This is a genomic window from Paenalkalicoccus suaedae (genome assembly GCF_006965545.2).
Lineage (GTDB): Bacteria > Bacillota > Bacilli > Bacillales > Salisediminibacteriaceae > Paenalkalicoccus > Paenalkalicoccus suaedae.
The window spans coordinates 3,642,824-3,661,270 of sequence record NZ_CP041372.2; the positions used below are offsets into that span (position 1 = coordinate 3,642,824).

17 protein-coding genes and 1 pseudogene are annotated in these 18,447 nt (G+C 45.3%); 4 read left to right on the forward strand and 14 right to left on the reverse strand.

What is annotated here, in order from left to right; translation table 11 throughout:
- Window positions 1-805: 805 nt before the first annotated feature.
- Window positions 806-2,470, reverse strand: coding sequence for an alpha amylase family protein (locus tag FLK61_RS18510; protein ID WP_176010821.1), 1,665 nt, complete (start codon window positions 2,468-2,470; stop codon window positions 806-808).
- A gap of 212 nt (window positions 2,471-2,682) precedes the next feature.
- On the opposite strand from FLK61_RS18510, the gene FLK61_RS18515 reads away from it, so the two are divergent.
- Both FLK61_RS18515 and gerQ read left to right on the forward strand, forming a co-directional pair.
- Window positions 2,683-3,114 (forward strand): cell wall hydrolase, encoded by a 432-nt coding sequence (locus FLK61_RS18515; RefSeq protein ID WP_176010822.1) that lies wholly within the window; start codon window positions 2,683-2,685, stop codon window positions 3,112-3,114.
- 20 nt (window positions 3,115-3,134) lie between these two features.
- Window positions 3,135-3,746 (forward strand): spore coat protein GerQ, encoded by a 612-nt coding sequence (gerQ, locus tag FLK61_RS18520; protein ID WP_430708824.1) that lies wholly within the window; start codon window positions 3,135-3,137, stop codon window positions 3,744-3,746.
- A gap of 749 nt (window positions 3,747-4,495) precedes the next feature.
- Here the strand turns inward: gerQ and FLK61_RS18525 are convergent.
- The gene (locus tag FLK61_RS18525; RefSeq protein ID WP_176010824.1) at window positions 4,496-4,867 is read right to left on the reverse strand and encodes a DUF423 domain-containing protein; all 372 of its coding nucleotides are present in this window, start codon (window positions 4,865-4,867) and stop codon (window positions 4,496-4,498) included.
- Between the two features lie 155 nt (window positions 4,868-5,022).
- On the opposite strand from FLK61_RS18525, the gene FLK61_RS18530 reads away from it, so the two are divergent.
- Window positions 5,023-5,646 carry a GNAT family N-acetyltransferase gene (locus FLK61_RS18530; RefSeq protein WP_176010825.1) on the forward strand — a complete coding sequence of 208 codons (624 nt, stop codon included), beginning with the start codon at window positions 5,023-5,025 and terminating at the stop codon, window positions 5,644-5,646.
- 61 nt (window positions 5,647-5,707) lie between these two features.
- Here the strand turns inward: FLK61_RS18530 and FLK61_RS18535 are convergent, their stop codons facing one another.
- The 9 genes and pseudogenes from FLK61_RS18535 to FLK61_RS18570 form a co-directional block, all read right to left on the reverse strand.
- On the reverse strand, window positions 5,708-6,034 hold the full coding sequence (locus FLK61_RS18535; protein WP_176010826.1) for a peptide ABC transporter permease: 327 nt from the start codon (window positions 6,032-6,034) through the stop codon (window positions 5,708-5,710).
- A 579-nt stretch (window positions 6,035-6,613) separates the two neighbouring features.
- Window positions 6,614-6,931: a YwdI family protein gene (locus FLK61_RS18540; protein WP_176010827.1), complete on the reverse strand. Its 318-nt coding sequence runs from the start codon at window positions 6,929-6,931 to the stop codon at window positions 6,614-6,616.
- Window positions 6,932-7,212: 281 nt separating this feature from the next.
- Window positions 7,213-7,446: a hypothetical protein gene (locus tag FLK61_RS18545; RefSeq protein WP_176010828.1), complete on the reverse strand. Its 234-nt coding sequence runs from the start codon at window positions 7,444-7,446 to the stop codon at window positions 7,213-7,215.
- 164 nt (window positions 7,447-7,610) lie between these two features.
- Entirely contained in the window at window positions 7,611-9,383 is a 1,773-nt protein-coding gene (locus FLK61_RS18550; protein ID WP_249777751.1) for a M3 family oligoendopeptidase, read from the reverse strand.
- 294 nt (window positions 9,384-9,677) lie between these two features.
- Window positions 9,678-10,112, reverse strand: a pseudogene (locus FLK61_RS20130) (NAD(P)H-binding protein); the annotation flags it as partial.
- 234 nt (window positions 10,113-10,346) lie between these two features.
- The gene (locus tag FLK61_RS18555; RefSeq protein WP_176010830.1) at window positions 10,347-12,467 is read right to left on the reverse strand and encodes an ATP-binding protein; all 2,121 of its coding nucleotides are present in this window, start codon (window positions 12,465-12,467) and stop codon (window positions 10,347-10,349) included.
- 142 nt (window positions 12,468-12,609) lie between these two features.
- Entirely contained in the window at window positions 12,610-13,476 is an 867-nt protein-coding gene (locus FLK61_RS18560) for an NAD(P)-dependent oxidoreductase (protein ID WP_176010831.1), read from the reverse strand.
- Between the two features lie 12 nt (window positions 13,477-13,488).
- Window positions 13,489-14,304 carry an aldo/keto reductase gene (locus FLK61_RS18565; protein WP_176010832.1) on the reverse strand — a complete coding sequence of 272 codons (816 nt, stop codon included), beginning with the start codon at window positions 14,302-14,304 and terminating at the stop codon, window positions 13,489-13,491.
- Entirely contained in the window at window positions 14,301-15,002 is a 702-nt protein-coding gene (locus FLK61_RS18570; protein WP_176010833.1) for a uracil-DNA glycosylase, read from the reverse strand. The genes FLK61_RS18565 and FLK61_RS18570 overlap by 4 nt, the downstream gene beginning before the upstream one ends.
- Before the next feature lie 413 nt (window positions 15,003-15,415).
- Here FLK61_RS18570 and FLK61_RS18575 point away from each other — a divergent pair, with 413 nt between their 5' ends.
- Window positions 15,416-15,778, forward strand: coding sequence for a response regulator (locus FLK61_RS18575; protein WP_176010834.1), 363 nt, complete (start codon window positions 15,416-15,418; stop codon window positions 15,776-15,778).
- A gap of 20 nt (window positions 15,779-15,798) precedes the next feature.
- Here the strand turns inward: FLK61_RS18575 and FLK61_RS20280 are convergent, their stop codons facing one another.
- The 3 genes from FLK61_RS20280 to FLK61_RS18585 all read right to left on the reverse strand — a co-directional run bounded on the left by FLK61_RS20280 (window position 15,799) and on the right by FLK61_RS18585 (window position 18,402).
- Window positions 15,799-15,924, reverse strand: coding sequence for a hypothetical protein (locus tag FLK61_RS20280; protein ID WP_283811867.1), 126 nt, complete (start codon window positions 15,922-15,924; stop codon window positions 15,799-15,801).
- Window positions 15,925-15,991: 67 nt separating this feature from the next.
- On the reverse strand, window positions 15,992-17,431 hold the full coding sequence (locus FLK61_RS18580) for a glycoside hydrolase family 32 protein (RefSeq protein ID WP_176011305.1): 1,440 nt from the start codon (window positions 17,429-17,431) through the stop codon (window positions 15,992-15,994).
- A gap of 2 nt (window positions 17,432-17,433) precedes the next feature.
- Window positions 17,434-18,402 (reverse strand): carbohydrate kinase family protein, encoded by a 969-nt coding sequence (locus tag FLK61_RS18585; RefSeq protein WP_176011306.1) that lies wholly within the window; start codon window positions 18,400-18,402, stop codon window positions 17,434-17,436.
- Window positions 18,403-18,447 lie beyond the last annotated feature (45 nt).

The following is an 18,447-nucleotide window of genomic DNA, read 5'->3' on the forward strand; positions in this document are numbered from 1 at the left end:
AATTGCGTCAGCTCTTGGAGCTGAATTTACTAAAGTCTACTAGTTTAAATCTGCTCTCCGAGCCGTCAGCCCTACGGACACTCTACAACATCCATGGGGTCGGCCTTGGAGCTTCCTCGTCGGCAAGGACCGCCTCCTGTGGGATCTCCAAAACCTCCTACTCCCATGGATTGTCTCCGAATGTCCTCCGGGTCTGCCACCTCTGCGTTTGATTTAAAAAGTGCATGAGGAAAGGTCATTACTTTGTATAAAAATGCTCTATTTAGAGTGAATGTAGGCTTTAAGATCAGCGACTCTTTGGCAATATGGACTTTATGAACCGTGTGCGGGAGAAATGAACGGTATGGAAAAAGAATGAACCGTATCAAAGATTAATGAACCATATACGAAATTTATGAACCGTACTCACAATGAATGAACAGTAAACTACTAATTAGCACAGTTTCATTTTAAAAAAAGCTAGGCAACGTACTTACGCCTAGTAATGCAATTAAAAAATAGGCTGGCGTTTAATTAAAAACCGTTACTCTCCGGTCCTCCGAAGTGAAGGCTGGCGTCTCCTAGAGGAGCACTTCCGCGCACCGAAAATCCTTTTGCACGGCCCCTGGACGGGCAAAAAGCCCTCGGCAGCACCTCAGGAAAGCGCCAGCCGGGAACCTAGGAGGACCGGAGGTTCTTTCACTTGAACTCCATAATCAAAAAGCACTACCTCCTGGAAAGCGCAAGCCGATAGCGCAGGAGGACCGGAGGTACTCCACAATATTGGAAAAGAGGGTGCCCCATTATGGCGGAACACCCTACTCTCTTATCGGTCTTTACGTAATTGCTTTAGTAATCCTGGAATTTGATGAGGCGTACGCTTTGGCTGTGCAAGCTCCTCTTCGACAATATGCCACCAGTCATACATTTCTAAGTAAACGAGGTCAAATAGCATAATACCGTGCGTCAATTCTAAATCCATACGAATCGCTTCGCGGAAACGCTCTGGATCATTTTGATATTGAAGAAGGTAAAGGCTGCCGTACACGAACGTCGCGTTGTTGACTACCTCCATCGCAATCTCTGCCGATCCTTCCACACTATAATCAGGATTGTCGCGGTTTAAGATGCCATCTTCTTTTGTTACGTCTTCAAAGTACGTGCCTACCATAATGAAATCTAGAAGCTCCGCGTAACCAGTTGTATGATAAGAATCACTTGCCCAATCGTAGTCAGGCTCATAGTGTCTACTTGCCCAGTTAACGCCTTCGTTATAATAATCCTGATACCAAGCTCCAACATATGTGCTGAAGAGCACGTCGTTATCTAGTGAGTGCACGAGATTTTCGGCCTGAGCAAAAAAGTCCTGAATGTTTGATGCTCTCCACTCAATCCACTCTTTGTAATATGTGCCTGGCACTGTCAGTGCGTCGTTGCCATCAAATTCGAACGTGTAAATGTCCTCTGGGAAATTTGGAACAGATTCGCCTAACCATGCTTCAAATGCAACACGGCTCTCTTCACTAAAATCAGCAAAGATGTTGTTGTAGCGAGCGCGGTCAAGAACAACGCCGTCCACATCATAGTTCGTAATAATTTCTTCTAACAACGATAACTCATATTGCTGAACGTCTTGATTGATTGGGTTAACAAACGTGGAGGGGCTTGTGCCTTCCTCCGCTTTGATCAGCCTCGTTTCCATATTATCTGCAGTGAGCTCTGTGCCGACGGAGAGGTTATCGCGTAGCCACTGCGCCTCGATGCCGTGTCCAGATAGCACATAGCCATTCTCTGGTACCGCGAGTGCTGGCGCTCCTGTATTCGCGCGATCCGAGATCTCCGTCACGACGCCATCTGTCACCTGCACCTCCACTCCCCAACGATTAGCGGGAGAAACCTCGTAGGCGTCTGGACTATAAAGCACAAGCTGGTTATCACCACGCTGCGCATTTATAGCCGTTAGCTGGCGCGTTTCACCACTTGCAAGCTCTAGGAATCTAACTGGCTGATAAAGCGTTGTTTGCCAGTCAGGGTTATCAAAGGCCGGTCCTTCGCGATATACTGTGCTTCCTTCAGAAAATACGTTAATGCTTGCGTGAACCTCTAAGTCGTAATCTTTTGCCACATCAATAACAGTTGCCATCAGGTCATATTCAGGATCATATCCTTGATAACGTGGGTTTACAGATGTTCCAACATGTGGCGCGATGTCACTATCATAGGCAACAAAGCCAGATGGATTTTTTACATCCAAAATAATGGTCTCAATATTAGCATTCGCTGTTTTCTCGACGATTTCCTCTACTTTTTCGCGTGTATCTAGTGCGAATAGGTTTGCAGAGAGGTCGTACCAAAGAATTCGTGCCTTCATATTTGGGTTGTTGACGATGCCGTTTACTGCGTTCGATTGCCCGCTGTTTGCGTATGTACTTGGCACCCATGTAACAAAAACGAGTAACAGTGTCATGACGAATATCCATGCTTTCTTCATAATTCCGCCTCCTCAGTCTCTTTAAGAGCATCCTACTCGCTCCCTTTTTGTTAGAAAATTGAAACAACGTGTTCATCATAGCAAGTTTTTGCCAACAAGTGAATATTTTCTCCACAAATTTATTTAAAAGGGGAGAATTCTACTATTTTATGGTGTCATATCGTCCTGAGTTTCCACATAAGGTAGCGTGTAGAGAGAGGGAGGGGTGCAATATGGCTGTTATTCGTGCAAGGGATCAGGACATAGATGTGTTAGCTCGCCTGATGCGCGCTGAAGCGGAAGGAGAAGGTGAGGTTGGCATGCTTAATGCAGGCAATGTCATGGTCAATCGCGTGCGTGCAGACTGCCTTGATTTTACAGACATTCGTACGGTAGACCAAATGGCCTTTCAGTCGCCTGGAGGCTTTGAAGCCGTGCAAAAAGGCTACTTTTATCAGCATGCCCGAGAACGGGATAAAGAATTAGCAAGGAGACTCGTGCGAGGGGAACGCTTTGCTCCGGGCGAGTTTGCGCTCTGGTTCTTTCGTCCTGATGGTCCATGTCCAGAGCAGTGGTATGGCCAATATAACTCTGGTCGCTATAAGCTACACTGCTTTTTTAATCCACTTCCGGGCGATTGTCCATCCGTTTACAACGTTTATTAACATAAAGGAGTGAATGCATGATGTATAACCAACCGTATCATTCATCTCAAATGCAGGGGGACCCAACGCAAATGCCTGCGGGAATGCAACCGTACGCCGGACAGCAGGGATATGGACAGGGTGGCGGTCAATCACAGGGACAGCCTCAAGGCCAAGGTGTTCCATGGCAGGGACAAGGATTCGGAGGTGGGCAAGGCGCCGGACAAGGTCAAGAAGGTCAGGTGCAAGGGCAGTCTCAAGCCTTCCAGCCAGGCTCGCCAATGCCACCACCTCCACAGTTTTTGCAAGGGCAAAATCAATCGCAGGGCCCATTTGCTCAGGACTCCTTATTCCCAGGACAGCTACCAATTGAACAGTCTTATATCGAAAATATTTTAAGACTGAACCGCGGTCGTGTCGGTACGTTTTATATGACGTACGAAAACAATGACAAGTGGAACGCGAAGATCTTTAAAGGGGTAATTGAAGCAGCAGGGCGCGATCACATTATTATTAGTGATCCGCAGACAGAGAAGCGGTATTTACTGCTGATGGTGAATTTAGATTATGTAACGTTTGATGAGGAGATTGCGTATGACTATCCGTTTAACGGTGATGGCTCTCAGCAGACGTCGACGTATGCGCCTAGGTAGTTAAATTGCTTAAGTGCTAACTAGTTTAAGTACCAGTGCCTCAGCTCTTCGAGCTGAATTGCTTAAGTGCTAATTGGTTTAGTGCAAGTTCCTCCTAGCTCTTCGAGCTAGATTAATGAAGTGCTGACTAGTTTCAATCTGCTCTCCGAGTTGTCAGCCCTACGGACACTCTCGGCATGGGGTCGGCCTTTGAGCTTCCTCGGAGGCAAAAAACGCCTCCTGTGGGATCTCAAAAACCTCCTACTCCCATGGATTGCCTCCGAATGTCCTTCGGGTCTGCCACCTCTCTGTTTGATTGAAAGAGTTCGGTAGTGCAAAGAGCCTTCTTCATTGCGAGAGGGCTCTTTGCTTATATGTTTTGTTAGTTTGATGGCTGGCTTTTGAGCAATTCGGGGTTTATGTACCGTATAGAAGTTTTATGAACCGTATCTAAAAAGAATGTACCGTGTGAGAAATAAATGTACCTTGCTAAGCTTTTATGTACCGTATACAACATTTATGTACCGTGAGTCATTTAAGCTCCCTTATTTGTTTCTTGAATATCTGTTTTCGACTCTAAAACTCTTTAAAAACTAGGCAACATACTAGCAGCTAGTAACCTAAAAACAAAAAATAGCTGAGGTATCAAAACAGTTCTTCTTCGATTCTCCGGAGCGAAGGAGGACCGAAGATCCTGTACTTGATCTACATAATTAAAAAAGCTCTGCCATCATAATATGGCAAAGCTTCTTTTAGCTTTTCAGATTAAATTAATCAATAATCGCAGCTGCTACGATGAGGACCCATCCTACTAAAAAGGCTAAGCCACCGATTGGTGTGATGGCACCTAAGACGCGGATGCCTGTTAAGCTTAGCGCATACAGACTTCCGGAGAATAAAATGATGCCAATAAAGAAGGACCAGCCTGCTCCTGTTAGTAATCCTGTGGACGGCAAGTGATTCATCAAGATCGCAACCCCGACGATCGCGATCGCGTGGATCATATGGTACTGCACGCCTGTTTGGAACTGCGCTGCGTAGCCTGTTGACTCTAAACGTGCGGCCAGCGCGTGCGCGCCGAATGCCCCGATTGATACGAATAAAAATCCTAATATACCACCTAAAACAAGAAATAATTTCATGAAAAAGACTCCTTCACCGTTAAGATCATGTTCATCATACCATGTGCTTTGAGGAAAATTCTAGTATGCCACACAATGCCAATGTTTTGCCGCTTTCCCCATATTTTCTTATACTAGTAGTAGGTAAGTAAATGGACGGTCGGAGGCGATGAGTAATGGTCAGGCACATTGAGATTCGGACGTATAAAGAAAGCGACTTTGACGACTTATTAAGCATTCAAAAAGAGGCGTTCCCACCGCCATTCCCAGAGGAGCTGTGGTGGTCGAAGCAGCACATCTCGGCGCACGTGAACACCTTCCCTGATGGGGCGATGATCGCGTATGTAGACGGTGATCCAGCTGGATCTGCGACGTCATTGATTACGACATTATCCGACGAAGCGCATAGCTGGGAGGAGATCGCAGACGACGGTTACATAACACGCACTCACGTGGCCAACGGAGATACCCTTTACGGCATCGACGTGTGCGTGAGACCCACTTATCGCGGTAAAGGAATTGCAGCTGCACTTTACGACGCTCGCAAGCAGCTCGTCCGAGACTTAGGCTTAGCTCGCTACGTCGCAGGCTGTCGCATTCCTAATTACTACGAGTACGCCGAGCAAATGGACGTCGCGACATACGTCGAGCACGTTGTGGCAGGCGACATACATGATCTTGTGTTGTCCTTTATGCTCAAGCAAGGACTTCATCCCGTTCGCATCCTACCTAACTACGTCGAGGATGACGAATCCCTCAACTACGCCGTTTTAGTCGAGTGGCGCAATGATACGCTTTAATTGTTGAGAAAAGCTAAGAGGAGCTTCGGGTTGCCCGAGCTCCTTTTTGGTGTGAATGGATTTACGTATGATTGGATCGTTTATTTAAATAGACACCTACTACTATTAGTAACAAGTTAAAAGCCGTAAAGCCTCCAATCATTAACAATGCTTCGTTTGTATAGCTAATTGGATCCAGACCACTATGAGAGTTAACGTGATTTTCCTCCGCCTTATAGCGCGTCCAGATAAAAATAGTTATGGATATGTACAAAACGAGGAGGATTGAGAGTTTTAGATAATAGCCTCGTTTGCGTGATACCGCCATTGATCGTAGGAGGAAGCTCATCAAGAGACCATAAATAAGCAAAAAGACGAATATCTCTCCTAATCCTACTCCAACGTTCATTGTAACCACTCCTTATTTAGTTGAACTTGTGGTGGAGGTGCATTTATTTGGGCGATGTGCATTCTGACCTCCGCTGTCTGCATTTCCACCCTGTCCGTGTGCATAACTAGTCGCTCTGTCTGCATTTCTACCTCGTTCATGTGCATTTAGTTTGGCGACGTGCATTTCGGCCTCCGCTGTCTGCATTTCCACCCTGTCCGTGTGCATAACTAGTCGCTCTGTCTGCATTTCTACCTCGTTCATGTGCATTTAGTTTGGCGACGTGCATTTCGGCCTCCGCTGTCTGCATTTCCACCTTGTCCGTGTGCATTACTAGACGCTCTGTCTGCATTTCTACCTCGTTCATGTGCATTTAATTTGGCGGCGTGCATTTCGGCCTCCACTGTCTGCATTTCCACCCTGTCCGTGTGTATTACTAGTCGCTCTGTCTGCATTTCCACCTCGTTCATGTGCATTCAGTTTGGCGACGTGCATCTTCAACCAACAATCACGTATGTCAACCTCCCCCCGCGTCTTTCAAACATTAATGTACATAGCAGAAAGACACCGCTCCCTAATAGAACGATGTCTTTGAAAAACCTAAAAATCAAACAGACTATCACTTTCTGGCTCATTGCCATTATCATAAATATCCTTCGAAGCTTGTTTTGTCGGTTGTGCCTGGGGCTGCTGCATCGGTGCCGATGGCTTTACATCGGCTACTTGCGCATGTTGAACAGGCTGGCTTGATGCGTAGCTTGGCTTACTTCCCGAATCGAGCAGTAGCTCAGCATACGTTTTAATCGCTTGTGCATGCTCTCGATATTCGCTTGCCTGCTGTGGATTATTGACGCTCGCCTTCAGTTGCGCAAGCTCCGCCTCCATTTTTTGTATAATAAATGACGCAGGTATGTTCATAGTAATCCGCTCCCTTCTTGCTATATCTATTGTAGGACTCGGCTTTCATAGATGCAAGCCAGGGTTTCGAATTAGATCTATTAAGTTAAGCTACTAAATGAAAAGCCAGCGCAATGAACAATAATCATTACGCTGGCTTTCTATTAATATCCTACTCCATCTTCGCCATAAGTAGCTTGCTTAATTGAGCCATGCCTAAAAAATGCTGTGTAGTTGAGATAATCTCAAGCGGAACTCAAAACACTTAATTGAATCAAAGCCATTCCAAGCTCTTTAGACACTTATTCCCCGGACTCGTTACCTTCATTATTCTCGACGGGTTCGTTTTCCTCTACCGTTTCCTCACTATTGTTACCTTCATCTTCTGTTTCTGCGATATCTTCGTTAATTTCAATATTATTTTCACCCACGTTGTTTACATTTACCGTGTCTGTATTACTAATGTCTTCTTCTCCGCCACATCCTACTACTAACATTGCTAACACCGAAAGTGAAACCGCTACTTTTTTCAACATAGATTCCTCCTTTATATTTTTAGAACCGTATTTAATCAAATGAACGATATTTGATTAAGAAAAGAAGAACCACCAAGAATCATTCGATTCCTAGCAAGCTCTCCTTTTCATTCGACACAATTAGACAAATTGCGTCACACATCTAAATTCCTCTCAAAAAGCCCTTATTTCTTCTCCGTAAGCTCCATGAACGTACGCACGTCTTGCTTCACAAAGTCGATTGCCTGTTGCCAGAAGTCTGGCTTTGTTAGGTCAACGCCTAAGTGCTTGTCCGCTAACGTCTCTACGTCTAGACGACCTGTGTCGCGAAGAAGGTCAATGTACTTCTGTTCGAAGTCAGCGCCTTCCTCCATTGCCTTCGCATAGATGCCCATGCTAAACAGGTAGCCGAACGTGTAAGGGAAGTTATAAAACGGAACGCCTGTAATATGGAAGTGTAGCTTCGACGCCCAGAAGGTTGGAGAGTAGTCATTGATGGCATCTCCGTACGCTTCTTTTTGTGCTTCGTGCATCAGCTCGTTTAGTCGTTTTTTGCTTACTAACCCTTCCTTGCGCTCTTCATAAAACCGTGTTTCGAAAAGGAAACGGGAGTGAATGTTCATGAAGAATGCAACGCTACGGTTGAGCTTATCGTCAAGTAGCTGAATCTTTTCCTCATCAGAAGACGCCTGCTTCACAGACGCGTCTGCAACAATCATCTCCGCAAACGTTGATGCCGTCTCCGCGACGTTCATCGCGTAGCCCTGCGCCATGTAAGGTAAGTCATTCATCACGTGCTGGTGATACGCGTGACCAAGCTCGTGAGCAAGTGTCGCGACGTTTGATGCCGTACCATCATACGTCATGAAGATACGAGACTGCTCGCGAATTGGGAAGCTTGTGCAGAATCCGCCAGGACGCTTATTATCGCGATCCTCCGCTTCAATCCACTCTTCGTCAAACGCTTTTTGCGCAAACTCCGCCATTTGTGGACTAAATTGACCAAACTGCTCGACGATCATGTCTGCTGCATCGTCATAGCTAACGTGCGCCACGTGATCAGATATTGGAGCACTAATGTCATACATGGATAGCTTATCAAGCCCAAGTAGCTCCGCTTTACGGTGCATGTAGCCAATAAACGCATCCTTGTTTTTCGTGATTGTTTCCCACATCACGTCTAGTGTTTCCTGCTTCATGCGATTGATTTCAAGTGGCTCTTTTAAAACGCTATCCCAGCCACGCGCTTCGTATGTCGCAAGGCGGAAGCCAGCAAGACTGTTTAATGTCGTTGCGAAGAGGTCTGCTTCATCCTCCCACGCCTTTTCAAACTGCTCGAACGCGTACTTTCTTACTGCGCGATTTTTATCACCTAGCTTGTTCGCAGCTTGACCAACTGAGTAAGATTTCTTACGACCCTTCTCCTTGATCTCCACGCGCATACGACCAACGATCGTGTTATACAGGTCACCCCAAGCGTGATAGCCATCAACTGCTAGCGTTTGGATCAGCTGCTCTTTATCTGTCGAGAGCTTTTCCTTCGCGCGGTTACGACGCTCATCTAAGTTAAATGCGATCTCTTGCAAACCTTCAACCTGCGTCAAGGCATCCCACTGTGCATCTGTAAAGGCAAGTAGTTGCTCATCGACGGATGATAATAGCTTTCCGTGCTGTGCGCCAAGACGCTTCACCTTACCAAGTAGTAAGCCCGCCTCCTGGTCCGTCACATCCTGTGCAGATAAACAGCTTACAAACGCCGATACCTCACGCACTTTCATACTAACGCTATTTATGCGGTCAATAATAGCCGCCCACTGCTCCACATCTGGAGCGTCAGAGCCCTTCGCTTTATCTACCTTCAGCGTCATCACCGATAAATCCGTCTCCGTGTTTACAAGGAATTGATTAAACTGCTTCGATTCACTTCCGCCGGGGAAAATCGTGTCGAGATTCCACACTTGGCTGTATTTACTTGAGACAGGCGACGCCTTTGGTGCCGCTTTTTTGCGTGCTTCTCCACTAAGGATTTCATGAATCGTATGAAGGTCCTCATTATCGTATAGATGTAGCCCTTTGCTTGACGTTTGGCCAATTGCAGTCATTACTGCTGCTACATGCTCGGCATCAATTGGCTTAAACTTCTTTAATGAACCACGCATTAAGTTCTTCACTGGTTTCGTCAGTAACTCTGCTGACTTTTCGCCGAGACGGAACTCATAGCGCTCTCCAGTTAATAAGGATGGTCGTATAATATGTAACGCTGGTAGTTTGAGCTCCATAAGGCTCTCCTCTAAGCTACCCTTCACTTGGCTATAGAAGAATTTGCTATTACTGTCCGCTCCCATTGCTGAGACGACAATAACTCGCTCCACACCGTGCTCTTTTGCGAGCTCTGCGAGTCGAAGTGGGTATACGTAGTCTACCTGCATAAATGCATCCTTCGATTTCGCTTGTTTAATTGTTGTACCGAGTGCGATATAGAGGTCTGTAATACCGTCAAATGCTGCCTTCACGTCATCTAAATCGTCAAAGTTTACAACATGTTCCGTTACTTTTGCTTCCTCATGGAAAGGTGTACGACGACGCGTCAATACATGAACGTTTTCATACGCGTCTTCCTTTACTAAATGATCAACGACATGTCTCCCAATTAATCCTGTTGCTCCTGCAACTAATGCTTGCTTCACAATACTTCACCCCAACTTTTTTAATCACTACTGACTAATGTACCATGGACCGATTGTTCCATAAAAGTGATATAGCTCCGTATACGTGCTACTTCCACTTCTTCACAGATGCTAAACGCGTGCACAAAAGAGTTCCTCACTAGCTTCTTCCGTTACACGAAAAAAGCAGCCCATTCACATACTTCGTGATAGGCTGCTTTTTTCCTCTTTTTACTTCTCTATTCCTACAGGTTTTTAGTGCATTGGCAGAACAAGTACGAAAGTTGTTCCTTCACCCTCTACGGAATCGACACGGATTGTACCGCCCATTTCCTCTACAATACGATAGCTCATCGTAAGTCCAAGTCCTGTTCCTGTTGCTTTCGTTGTGAAGAACGGTGTGGCAAGTTTTTCGATTGTCTCTTTTGACATGCCAATTCCTGTATCTTCGATTGCAATTGCGAGTCGGTCTTCTTCTGTACTAGATCTTATCGTAAGTGATCCGCCATCAGTCATAGCTTCTATCGCATTTTGTACGAAGTTGACCAACACCTGCTTGAGCTTATTAACGTCTGCTGTAAGCGTAGGCTTCGATGGATCTAAAAGCAGTTCCCAAGCAATATAGTGGGAGCGCATATTCGATTCCTGAAGCGCAATAACATCTTCTAAGACACAGTTGATGTTAACGTCCGTTTTTTCTTCAAGTGGCTTTGGATTTGAAATATTTAAAAGCTCATGAATGATTTTGTTGACTCTATTGATCTCTTCTAGCACAAGACCATAGTAATCCTCATTAATCTTTGATTTACTCTCATGCGCAAGCTGGATAAATCCTCGGATTGTAGTTAATGGGTTACGGATTTCATGCGCAAAGCCTGCTGACATTTCGCCAACAATTTTGAGCTTTTCTGACCGAAGTAGCTCCACTTCCATCTTCCGCTTTTCTGTCAGATCATAGAAGATAATAAGTACTTCATCGGAATCACGGTCGCCCTCTTCGCCCGGAAGCGGTCTGACCATGGCAACGAATGTTTTTGTCTCGCCACCGTAAAGCCAGTCGATCTCAAGCTTAGTACGTTCTGTGGCCTGCATAATCGTTGTCTCGAGATCATCTGTCTCAATAAAATGCCTAAATGCATCAGAGGATTCCTTGGTCTGGTGCAACGTAATCGCCTCTTTGTCTGATCCAAACAACTCTCGGCACGTGCGATTCCAAAGCGTGATGGCGCCAGTTGTCTGATTAACAGCAAAGACGCCGTTATCGGTTGTCTCAATAATGGTCGTGGACTTTTTGTGCATTTGCTCTCGCTCGTGCAATTTTGTTGCCATATCATCGAATGCATGGTTTAAGTGATTAATCTCATCATACGAATCCACGTATTTCCGCTCAGCTTGCTCACCTATCGCAAAGCCCTGTGCGGTTGCCACTAGCTGACTCACAGGCTTCACGAGATAATCTGCCAACCTGTATACGGCAAAGGTTATGACAAGAAATACGGTTGTGTAAATGATTAAGTAGCGAATCAGCAGTCCATCAAGAGGTGCATAAAGATCTTCCTCATCAACAGTCACAGCAACAAACCAGTCGTGATCAAAGCCAGGGAATGGCTCTACTTGTGAAATTGCCTGAACCTCTCCATTTACTCGAGCCACCTCGTTATACAGAGCATTAGACTCTAACTCATTATTACTTCGTCCTGTTTCATCAAAATAGTTTTCTGTTAAAATACGACTCGTTTCTGGATGTGAGATGATGTCTCCTTCTCCATTTACGATAAAGGTATAGCCTTCCCATGTAGAATCTGCTGCACCACCAAACTCTTCTACAATCGTATTTAATGAAGTTAAGTCAAATGCTGGTACGACCATTCGAGCAAGCTCTCCGCTTTCGTCGTAAACTGGTGCTGCTAGTAAAAGTACAGGCGCATCGACTAATGTGGAGTGATACACGTCTGTCATATATATATTTCCATTTGATACACTTGAAAACCACTCGCGATCAGCTAAGTTCTCTCCTTCTAAATCGTTAAAAATATCTAATGTAACGGTTCCATTCGGATCCACCAACAGAACCTCTGTATAAATCGTGTAGACGCTTAAAAACTGCGCTAGTTGCTCGCGAAGTTCTAGAGTAGTACTTGTTGAATCCTGCACAACAGGATTTTGCGCAAGAAAGGCAGCATCATTAAACCGATCAGAAATAAACCGGGTGATCTCTGTGTTCATTTGCGCACTTTGCGCAAGGAGAGATCGCTCAGCTTGATTCGTTAGATCCTGCTTTTGCGTCATATAGCTTACAATGCCAATAATGACCATCGGAAGGAATGTAATTAAAATAGTGAAGGTAAATAGCTTAGACCTCAATGTATTAAACATACACATAAATTCCCCTCTGTTTAGTCTATGCCACTATTATAGACGAAATCATACATTAATAGTGCATTTTCGACATTTTTCTACAGAAAGCATTTGTCAGCTATGGTGCTATCTAGTATGTATCCCTTCCTTTGGTCAACTCCTATTGTAGATAGTATTTAATCAAAGCCTGTGTGCCAGAGTCGGCCTCACCATTTGTTGCCAGCTGATCATATAGCCCCTTTGCCTGCTTAAGTCCTGGCAAATCAAGTCCCATTTCTTCAGCAGACTCAATCGCAATTCCCATGTCCTTAATGAAATGCTTAATGTAAAACCCTGGTGCAAAATCACCTTTAAGCATACGTGGTGCTAAGTTAGATAAGGAGAAGCTACCGGCCGCTCCTGTCGAAATCGTTGCAATCACTTGCTCAGGGTCAAGTCCCGCTTTTTTGGCGTACGCAAGTGACTCACTCACACCTACCATCGTGCTTGCAATCGCGATCTGATTGGCCATTTTTGTATATTGACCGAGACCCGCAGCACCTAAATGCTGAACGTTTTGACCAAGCACCTCAAAAATCGGACGCAGTTCCTCTACCGCTTCTTCTTCGCCACCAATCATAATGGCTAGCTTTGCCTCGCGCGCACCCACGTCACCGCCACTAACTGGCGCATCTAACGCGTGGATGTTTCGCTCTCTTGCTGCTTCAAAAATCTCCTTCGCTAAAGATGGCTTGGACGTTGTCATATCTACCGTAAAGCTACCTTCCTTTGCGTGCGCTAAGATTCCGCTCTCTCCAAGATAGACCTCCTCAACGTCCTGAGGGTACCCAACGATCGTAATGATAACGTCTGAGTTTTGAGCAACGCCCTTCACATCTTCATACCATTTGCCCCCTGCTTCAAGCACAGCATCTGCACGAGATTTCGTTCGCGTATACACGTTCACCTCATAGCCTGCATGTAACAAGTGCTTGGCCATACTCGCGCCCATTACTCCTGTACCGATAAATCCAATTGTTTTCGTCATTATTACGCCTCCTTATTCCGAAAATTTCTTAGGGTGACTTCCAAATCGTAACCCTTCATCAAGTGTCGCTAACGTCACCATATCATCTGCATCTAACTCAAAATCAAAAATGTTTGCATTCTCTTTAATTCGTTCTGGAGTGACCGATTTTGGAATGGTGATAACATCCTTTTGGACATTCCATCGCAATATAATTTGTGCTGCTGATTTGTTATGTTTTTTCGCAATCTCAAGAAGTGTCTCATCATCTAATTTGCGACCACGAGTTAGTGGACTCCATGCTTCTAACTGGATCCCTTGATGCTTACAGTAATCATAAAGAGAATGTTGCTGGAGCCACGGATGGTACTCTACTTGGTTGACAGCAGGTATCGTCGAAGAATGCTGTGCAAGCTCGTCTAATTCTCGCTCTAAAAAATTACTAACTCCGATTGCACGCACCTGTCCCTCTTCATAAAGCTTCTCCATTGCTTTCCACGTATCCACAAACTTCCCCTTCACTGGCCAGTGGATGAGATAGAGGTCAATCACATCAACCCCTAAATTCTTCTGACTTTTTTCAAACGCTCGTAGAGTGGCATCGTAGCCTTGATCATCATTCCACACCTTCGTCGTCACGAAAATCTCTTTATTGGCTTCTTTGATCATACGACCTACGCCTTTTTCGTTGTCGTAAAACGCCGCCGTATCAATGTGCGTATAACCAACGTTAAGCGCTTCTTTTACTGCATGTTCTACTTCATTACCGGACTCCACCTTATATACTCCGAGCCCAAATCGTGGCATCTCTACCCCATTATTTAACGTAATCGTTGACTGTAGGTTCATTCTGCTTCCTCCTGTTTTGGAGCCTGCACTGGCAATTCCCAGTCTATTGGCTCTTCCTGCCATTCTACTAATATATCATTGATCTTAGAAAAAGGACGACTCCCAAAGAACCCTCTCGTTGCCGAAAACGGGCTAGGGTGAGGAGACTCTAAGATTCGATGTTTTTCTGTATCTATACGTTCTTTTTTGCCCTGCGCATGCTTTCCCCAAAGTAAAAAGATGACCGGACGATCTCGCTTATTTAATTGGTCGATTGCTTGATTCGTAAACTCCTCCCAGCCCTGTCCTTGATGAGACTGCGGAGTCCCTTCTCGTACAGTCAGGACGGTATTTAGTAAAAGCACCCCTTGCTTTGCCCAAGACTGTAAGTAGCCGTGCTCTGGAATAGGTAGCCCCAAATCATTGTGCAGTTCTTTATATATGTTGCGCAAGGAAGGAGGCAATGTCACGCCAGGTCTGACCGAAAAGCTTAGACCATGTGCCTGCCCAAACCCATGATACGGATCCTGCCCCAATATAACGACCTTTGTATCTGAATAAGATGTGGTGTGGAACGCGCTCATTACCTCATCCTTCGGCGGATAAATTCGATGATGCTTATATTCTTCCTTTAAAAACTCTCTCAGTTTATGAAAATAGGGTTTATCGAGCTCTGGCCCAAGCTGTTCCTGCCAATCATTATCAAAAGCCTGCTTCATGATGATCACGCCCATCCTGTCAGTTTAATTTGCGTAGATATATTCCCAAAAAAGGGAGGAAGACAAACTAGATATTTACAGCCACCTCGTTTATAGTGACGTAATCGAGCCTATTATACATCGTTAGACACCCTTTGACGACACTAATCATTTTTCTCGCTTAGTCTTAGGTATTAAGACTCTGTATGTTTATATATGTGCAAACAGGGCATATACGTAATATAACTTGATTATACCTTGATAAATATAGGTTTATGTTATATATTCGTATATTGAGTATCACTATTTTGAAATTCCCTCTTTTTAACTCCGCAGTTTTATGGCATACTAAGAAGGACTTTAGGTTGTATGTAGCAAAGTTTTTATATGAATCATTTTAACTATAAATAAGGTATTTAACTAGGAGGATGAACATGGCAAAGTTGCTGATTACAGATGATGCGGCATTTATGCGCATGACGCTGAAGAAAATGGTTACAGATGCTGGCTTTGAGGTTGTTGGTGAAGCGGCGAACGGACAAGAAGCAGTTGACCTTTATGCAGAACACCGACCAGACCTCGTAACAATGGACATCACCATGCCAGAAATGAACGGGATCGAAGCATTAGAAAAAATTAAGCAAATTGACCCTCAAGCAAAAGTAGTTATGTGCTCCGCTATGGGCCAACAGAACATGGTAGTAGATGCTATTCAAAAAGGCGCAATCGATTTTATCGTCAAGCCATTCGACGAAGCCCGTATTAAAGAATCTATCTCAAAAGCATTAAGTCGCTAAACACGCTTCTTTGAAGTCCTTCACCTATATGTGACGGGCTTTTTATTATGGAGTAAATTAATTTGGATTTGCGTCACATGCAGGTGCGTTTGCATCACTTCGCCTTTCGTTAGCACCTCACCGAAGAACTCACCTGCATCAGTCAACCTCCGCCACCCACAAAAAAACAGAAGCCAACGTCCACACGTCAGCTCCTGTCTCAAATTCCACTACTTATTCAAAATCCCACGCCGTTACGGCGAACTCGTTAACAGATTCCCCGCGCACACGAAGTCCGCTTTCTGATTCGCCAGGGAAGATTCGTCCTGTCAACACATACTCTCCGTCATTTACAAACAGCTCTAAAGAAGAACGGTCTATAAATACCCGTAGCTCTGACAAGCGGTCTACTTTCACCTGACGACGTTCTGCGTCACCAGTTTTGCCATTAGGACGCTCGAAGGATAATAAGTTTGTTGCCTTGTCATATGAAATCGTCGCAGCACCAAAGACATCGATCTCCCATTCCGCCTGCTCTAAGTCAGTAAGCAAAAGCTCCTGCGCGCGTGCTTTAGAAGGCACAAGCTCCTGCATCTCGTCCTGCAGTGACACGACAGCATGCGTTGCTTCTCCGCGGAGCTTAGAGAGCTCAGCAACAGGGCGTTGCTTCAAAAGACCATCCTCAACCGTTAACACACGAGGTACTGTTAAACAGTGAATCCAGCCCTTCTCCACTGTCGGCTGATACTCTTCCTCTTGGTCCGGCACACCCATCCAGCCTACTAAAATGCGTCGACCACTCTCATCAACAGTGGTTTGTGGCGCGTAAAATTCAAAGCCGCGATCGAGCTCATCAAATTCTCCGTGCTCAAACGACGCTTTATCTAAATCAAGATTTCCCAGGAAATATCCCGCCTGATACACGTTATGGAAGCGCAAACCTTCAGCTTCTAAACCTTGAGGAGAAACAACGAGAACGTCCGTCCCATCTAAACGAAACACGTCAGGACATTCCCACATGTAGCCAAACTCACGCAACGTTCCAACGTTTGAGCCTGCAATTGGACCGTGCAGCTCCCAGTTTTTCATATCATCAGAGGAGTATAAAAGTACTCGACCTGTTAAATCCTCTGTTTGCGCGCCAATAACGAAATAGTAGCGCCCGTTCTCCTTCCAAACCTTTGGGTCACGGAAATGCGCCGTGTAGCCTTCAGGCAGTTGATCAACAACTGGACCGAGCTTTTCGAAGTGAACGCCGTCCTCAGAGACAGCGAGACACTGATAAGATTCGCGATTGCCGTCCTCGTCCTTCACGTTCCCTGTATACATCAGCGTGAGCTTGCCATCAACGTCAATTCCGCTACCTGAGTAGCATCCGTTTTTATCAAACCAGTCACTTGGAGCAATCGCAATCGGCTGCTCTTTCCAATTCACAAGGTCATCCGACGTCACGTGACCCCAAAACTTATGGCTGTGGTTAGGCGCGAACGGATTCCATTGATAAAACATATGATACGTGCCATTCCACTGCACAAATCCGTTCGGATCATTTACTAGACCTACAGGAGGCATAATATGAAAGGCTTGCCTATACGGATCTGCATCGACTGTTTCTTTATGCTTCTTCACTTCTGCGTAGGCTAATTCGTGGAGCTCTCGCTCTTTATCCGTCATACTCATACACTTTCGCCTCCCTGCTCATTCAACCGTCGCTCTACCTCTGTAAGTGTTGGTAAAGCCGTCATCGCACCCTTCGTCGAGGCTGCAAGTCCTCCCGATACCGATGCAAATCGCGCCATTTCCTTCACTTCCTCAGGAGTAAGCTCCGTTAATGGCTTTTCTAATAGGTGGAGCTTATAGAGGATACCCGACACAAACGCATCACCAGCGCCTGTTGTATCAACCGCATTCACCTTCATTGCCGAAGCCCTTACCGTCTCCTTATTTTGGAGGAAAATATAGCTTCCCTCTGCCCCGAGCGTAATAAATATAACAGGGATGTTGTAAGAATCAAGTGCTTTTACCCCAGCTTCAATATCCGTTTCATCCGTAATAAATTCTAGCTCTTCTTCTGAAATTTTGAGCACGTCTGCTTCAGAGAGCATGCTAATAATTTCTTCGCGCGCTGTCTCCTCGTTTTCCCAAAGACCAAGACGAAGGTTTGGATCATATGATACAAGTAGCCCTTTATCCTGCGCTAGCTTGACCGCTTTTTTAGTCGCAGATTTAGATGGCTCGCTAATCAAGCTAATGGAGCCAAAGTGAAGCAGGTTATGATCATCAAAAAGCTTCTCGTCAATCTCCGCTTCCTCTAAGAACCGGTCCGCACTTGGATCAATGTAAAATTCGAAACTTCGTTCGCCACCATCGCCAAGTGTCACAAAAACGACGCCCGTGCGCGTTTCTTTTGTGAACAGCATGGAGCTTGTATCGACGTCATACGAATCAAGCGTCTCTTTTAAGAAGCGACCTAAAACGTCGTCTCCAACTTTCCCTAAGAAGGTACTTTTTGCACCTAGTCGTGCGAGGCCTACAGCTACATTAGCTGGTGCGCCACCTGGACTCTTTTGGAATGTCTCGTTGTTATCATCTAGTGGAATAAAATCTATTAATGCTTCTCCTAAGCTAATAATACCTTTTGTCATCATGATTCCTACCTTCCTACTCACATTTTTCTTATCCTCTACTTT

Coding starts and splice junctions, on each gene's coding strand:
- FLK61_RS18560 (WP_176010831.1), bottom strand. CDS start 13,476: ATGACGAAAACAATTGGATTTATCGGTACAGGAGTAATGGGCGCGAGT.
- FLK61_RS18555 (WP_176010830.1), bottom strand. CDS start 12,467: ATGTTTAATACATTGAGGTCTAAGCTATTTACCTTCACTATTTTAATT.
- FLK61_RS18530 (WP_176010825.1), top strand. CDS start 5,023: ATGGTCAGGCACATTGAGATTCGGACGTATAAAGAAAGCGACTTTGAC.
- FLK61_RS18565 (WP_176010832.1), bottom strand. CDS start 14,304: ATGAACCTACAGTCAACGATTACGTTAAATAATGGGGTAGAGATGCCA.
- FLK61_RS18525 (WP_176010824.1), bottom strand. CDS start 4,867: ATGAAATTATTTCTTGTTTTAGGTGGTATATTAGGATTTTTATTCGTA.
- FLK61_RS18535 (WP_176010826.1), bottom strand. CDS start 6,034: ATGAACGTTGGAGTAGGATTAGGAGAGATATTCGTCTTTTTGCTTATT.
- gerQ (WP_430708824.1), top strand. CDS start 3,135: ATGTATAACCAACCGTATCATTCATCTCAAATGCAGGGGGACCCAACG.
- FLK61_RS18545 (WP_176010828.1), bottom strand. CDS start 7,446: ATGTTGAAAAAAGTAGCGGTTTCACTTTCGGTGTTAGCAATGTTAGTA.
- FLK61_RS18515 (WP_176010822.1), top strand. CDS start 2,683: ATGGCTGTTATTCGTGCAAGGGATCAGGACATAGATGTGTTAGCTCGC.
- FLK61_RS18580 (WP_176011305.1), bottom strand. CDS start 17,431: ATGACGGATAAAGAGCGAGAGCTCCACGAATTAGCCTACGCAGAAGTG.
- FLK61_RS18585 (WP_176011306.1), bottom strand. CDS start 18,402: ATGACAAAAGGTATTATTAGCTTAGGAGAAGCATTAATAGATTTTATT.
- FLK61_RS18510 (WP_176010821.1), bottom strand. CDS start 2,470: ATGAAGAAAGCATGGATATTCGTCATGACACTGTTACTCGTTTTTGTT.
- FLK61_RS18570 (WP_176010833.1), bottom strand. CDS start 15,002: ATGAAGCAGGCTTTTGATAATGATTGGCAGGAACAGCTTGGGCCAGAG.
- FLK61_RS18575 (WP_176010834.1), top strand. CDS start 15,416: ATGGCAAAGTTGCTGATTACAGATGATGCGGCATTTATGCGCATGACG.
- FLK61_RS18540 (WP_176010827.1), bottom strand. CDS start 6,931: ATGAACATACCTGCGTCATTTATTATACAAAAAATGGAGGCGGAGCTT.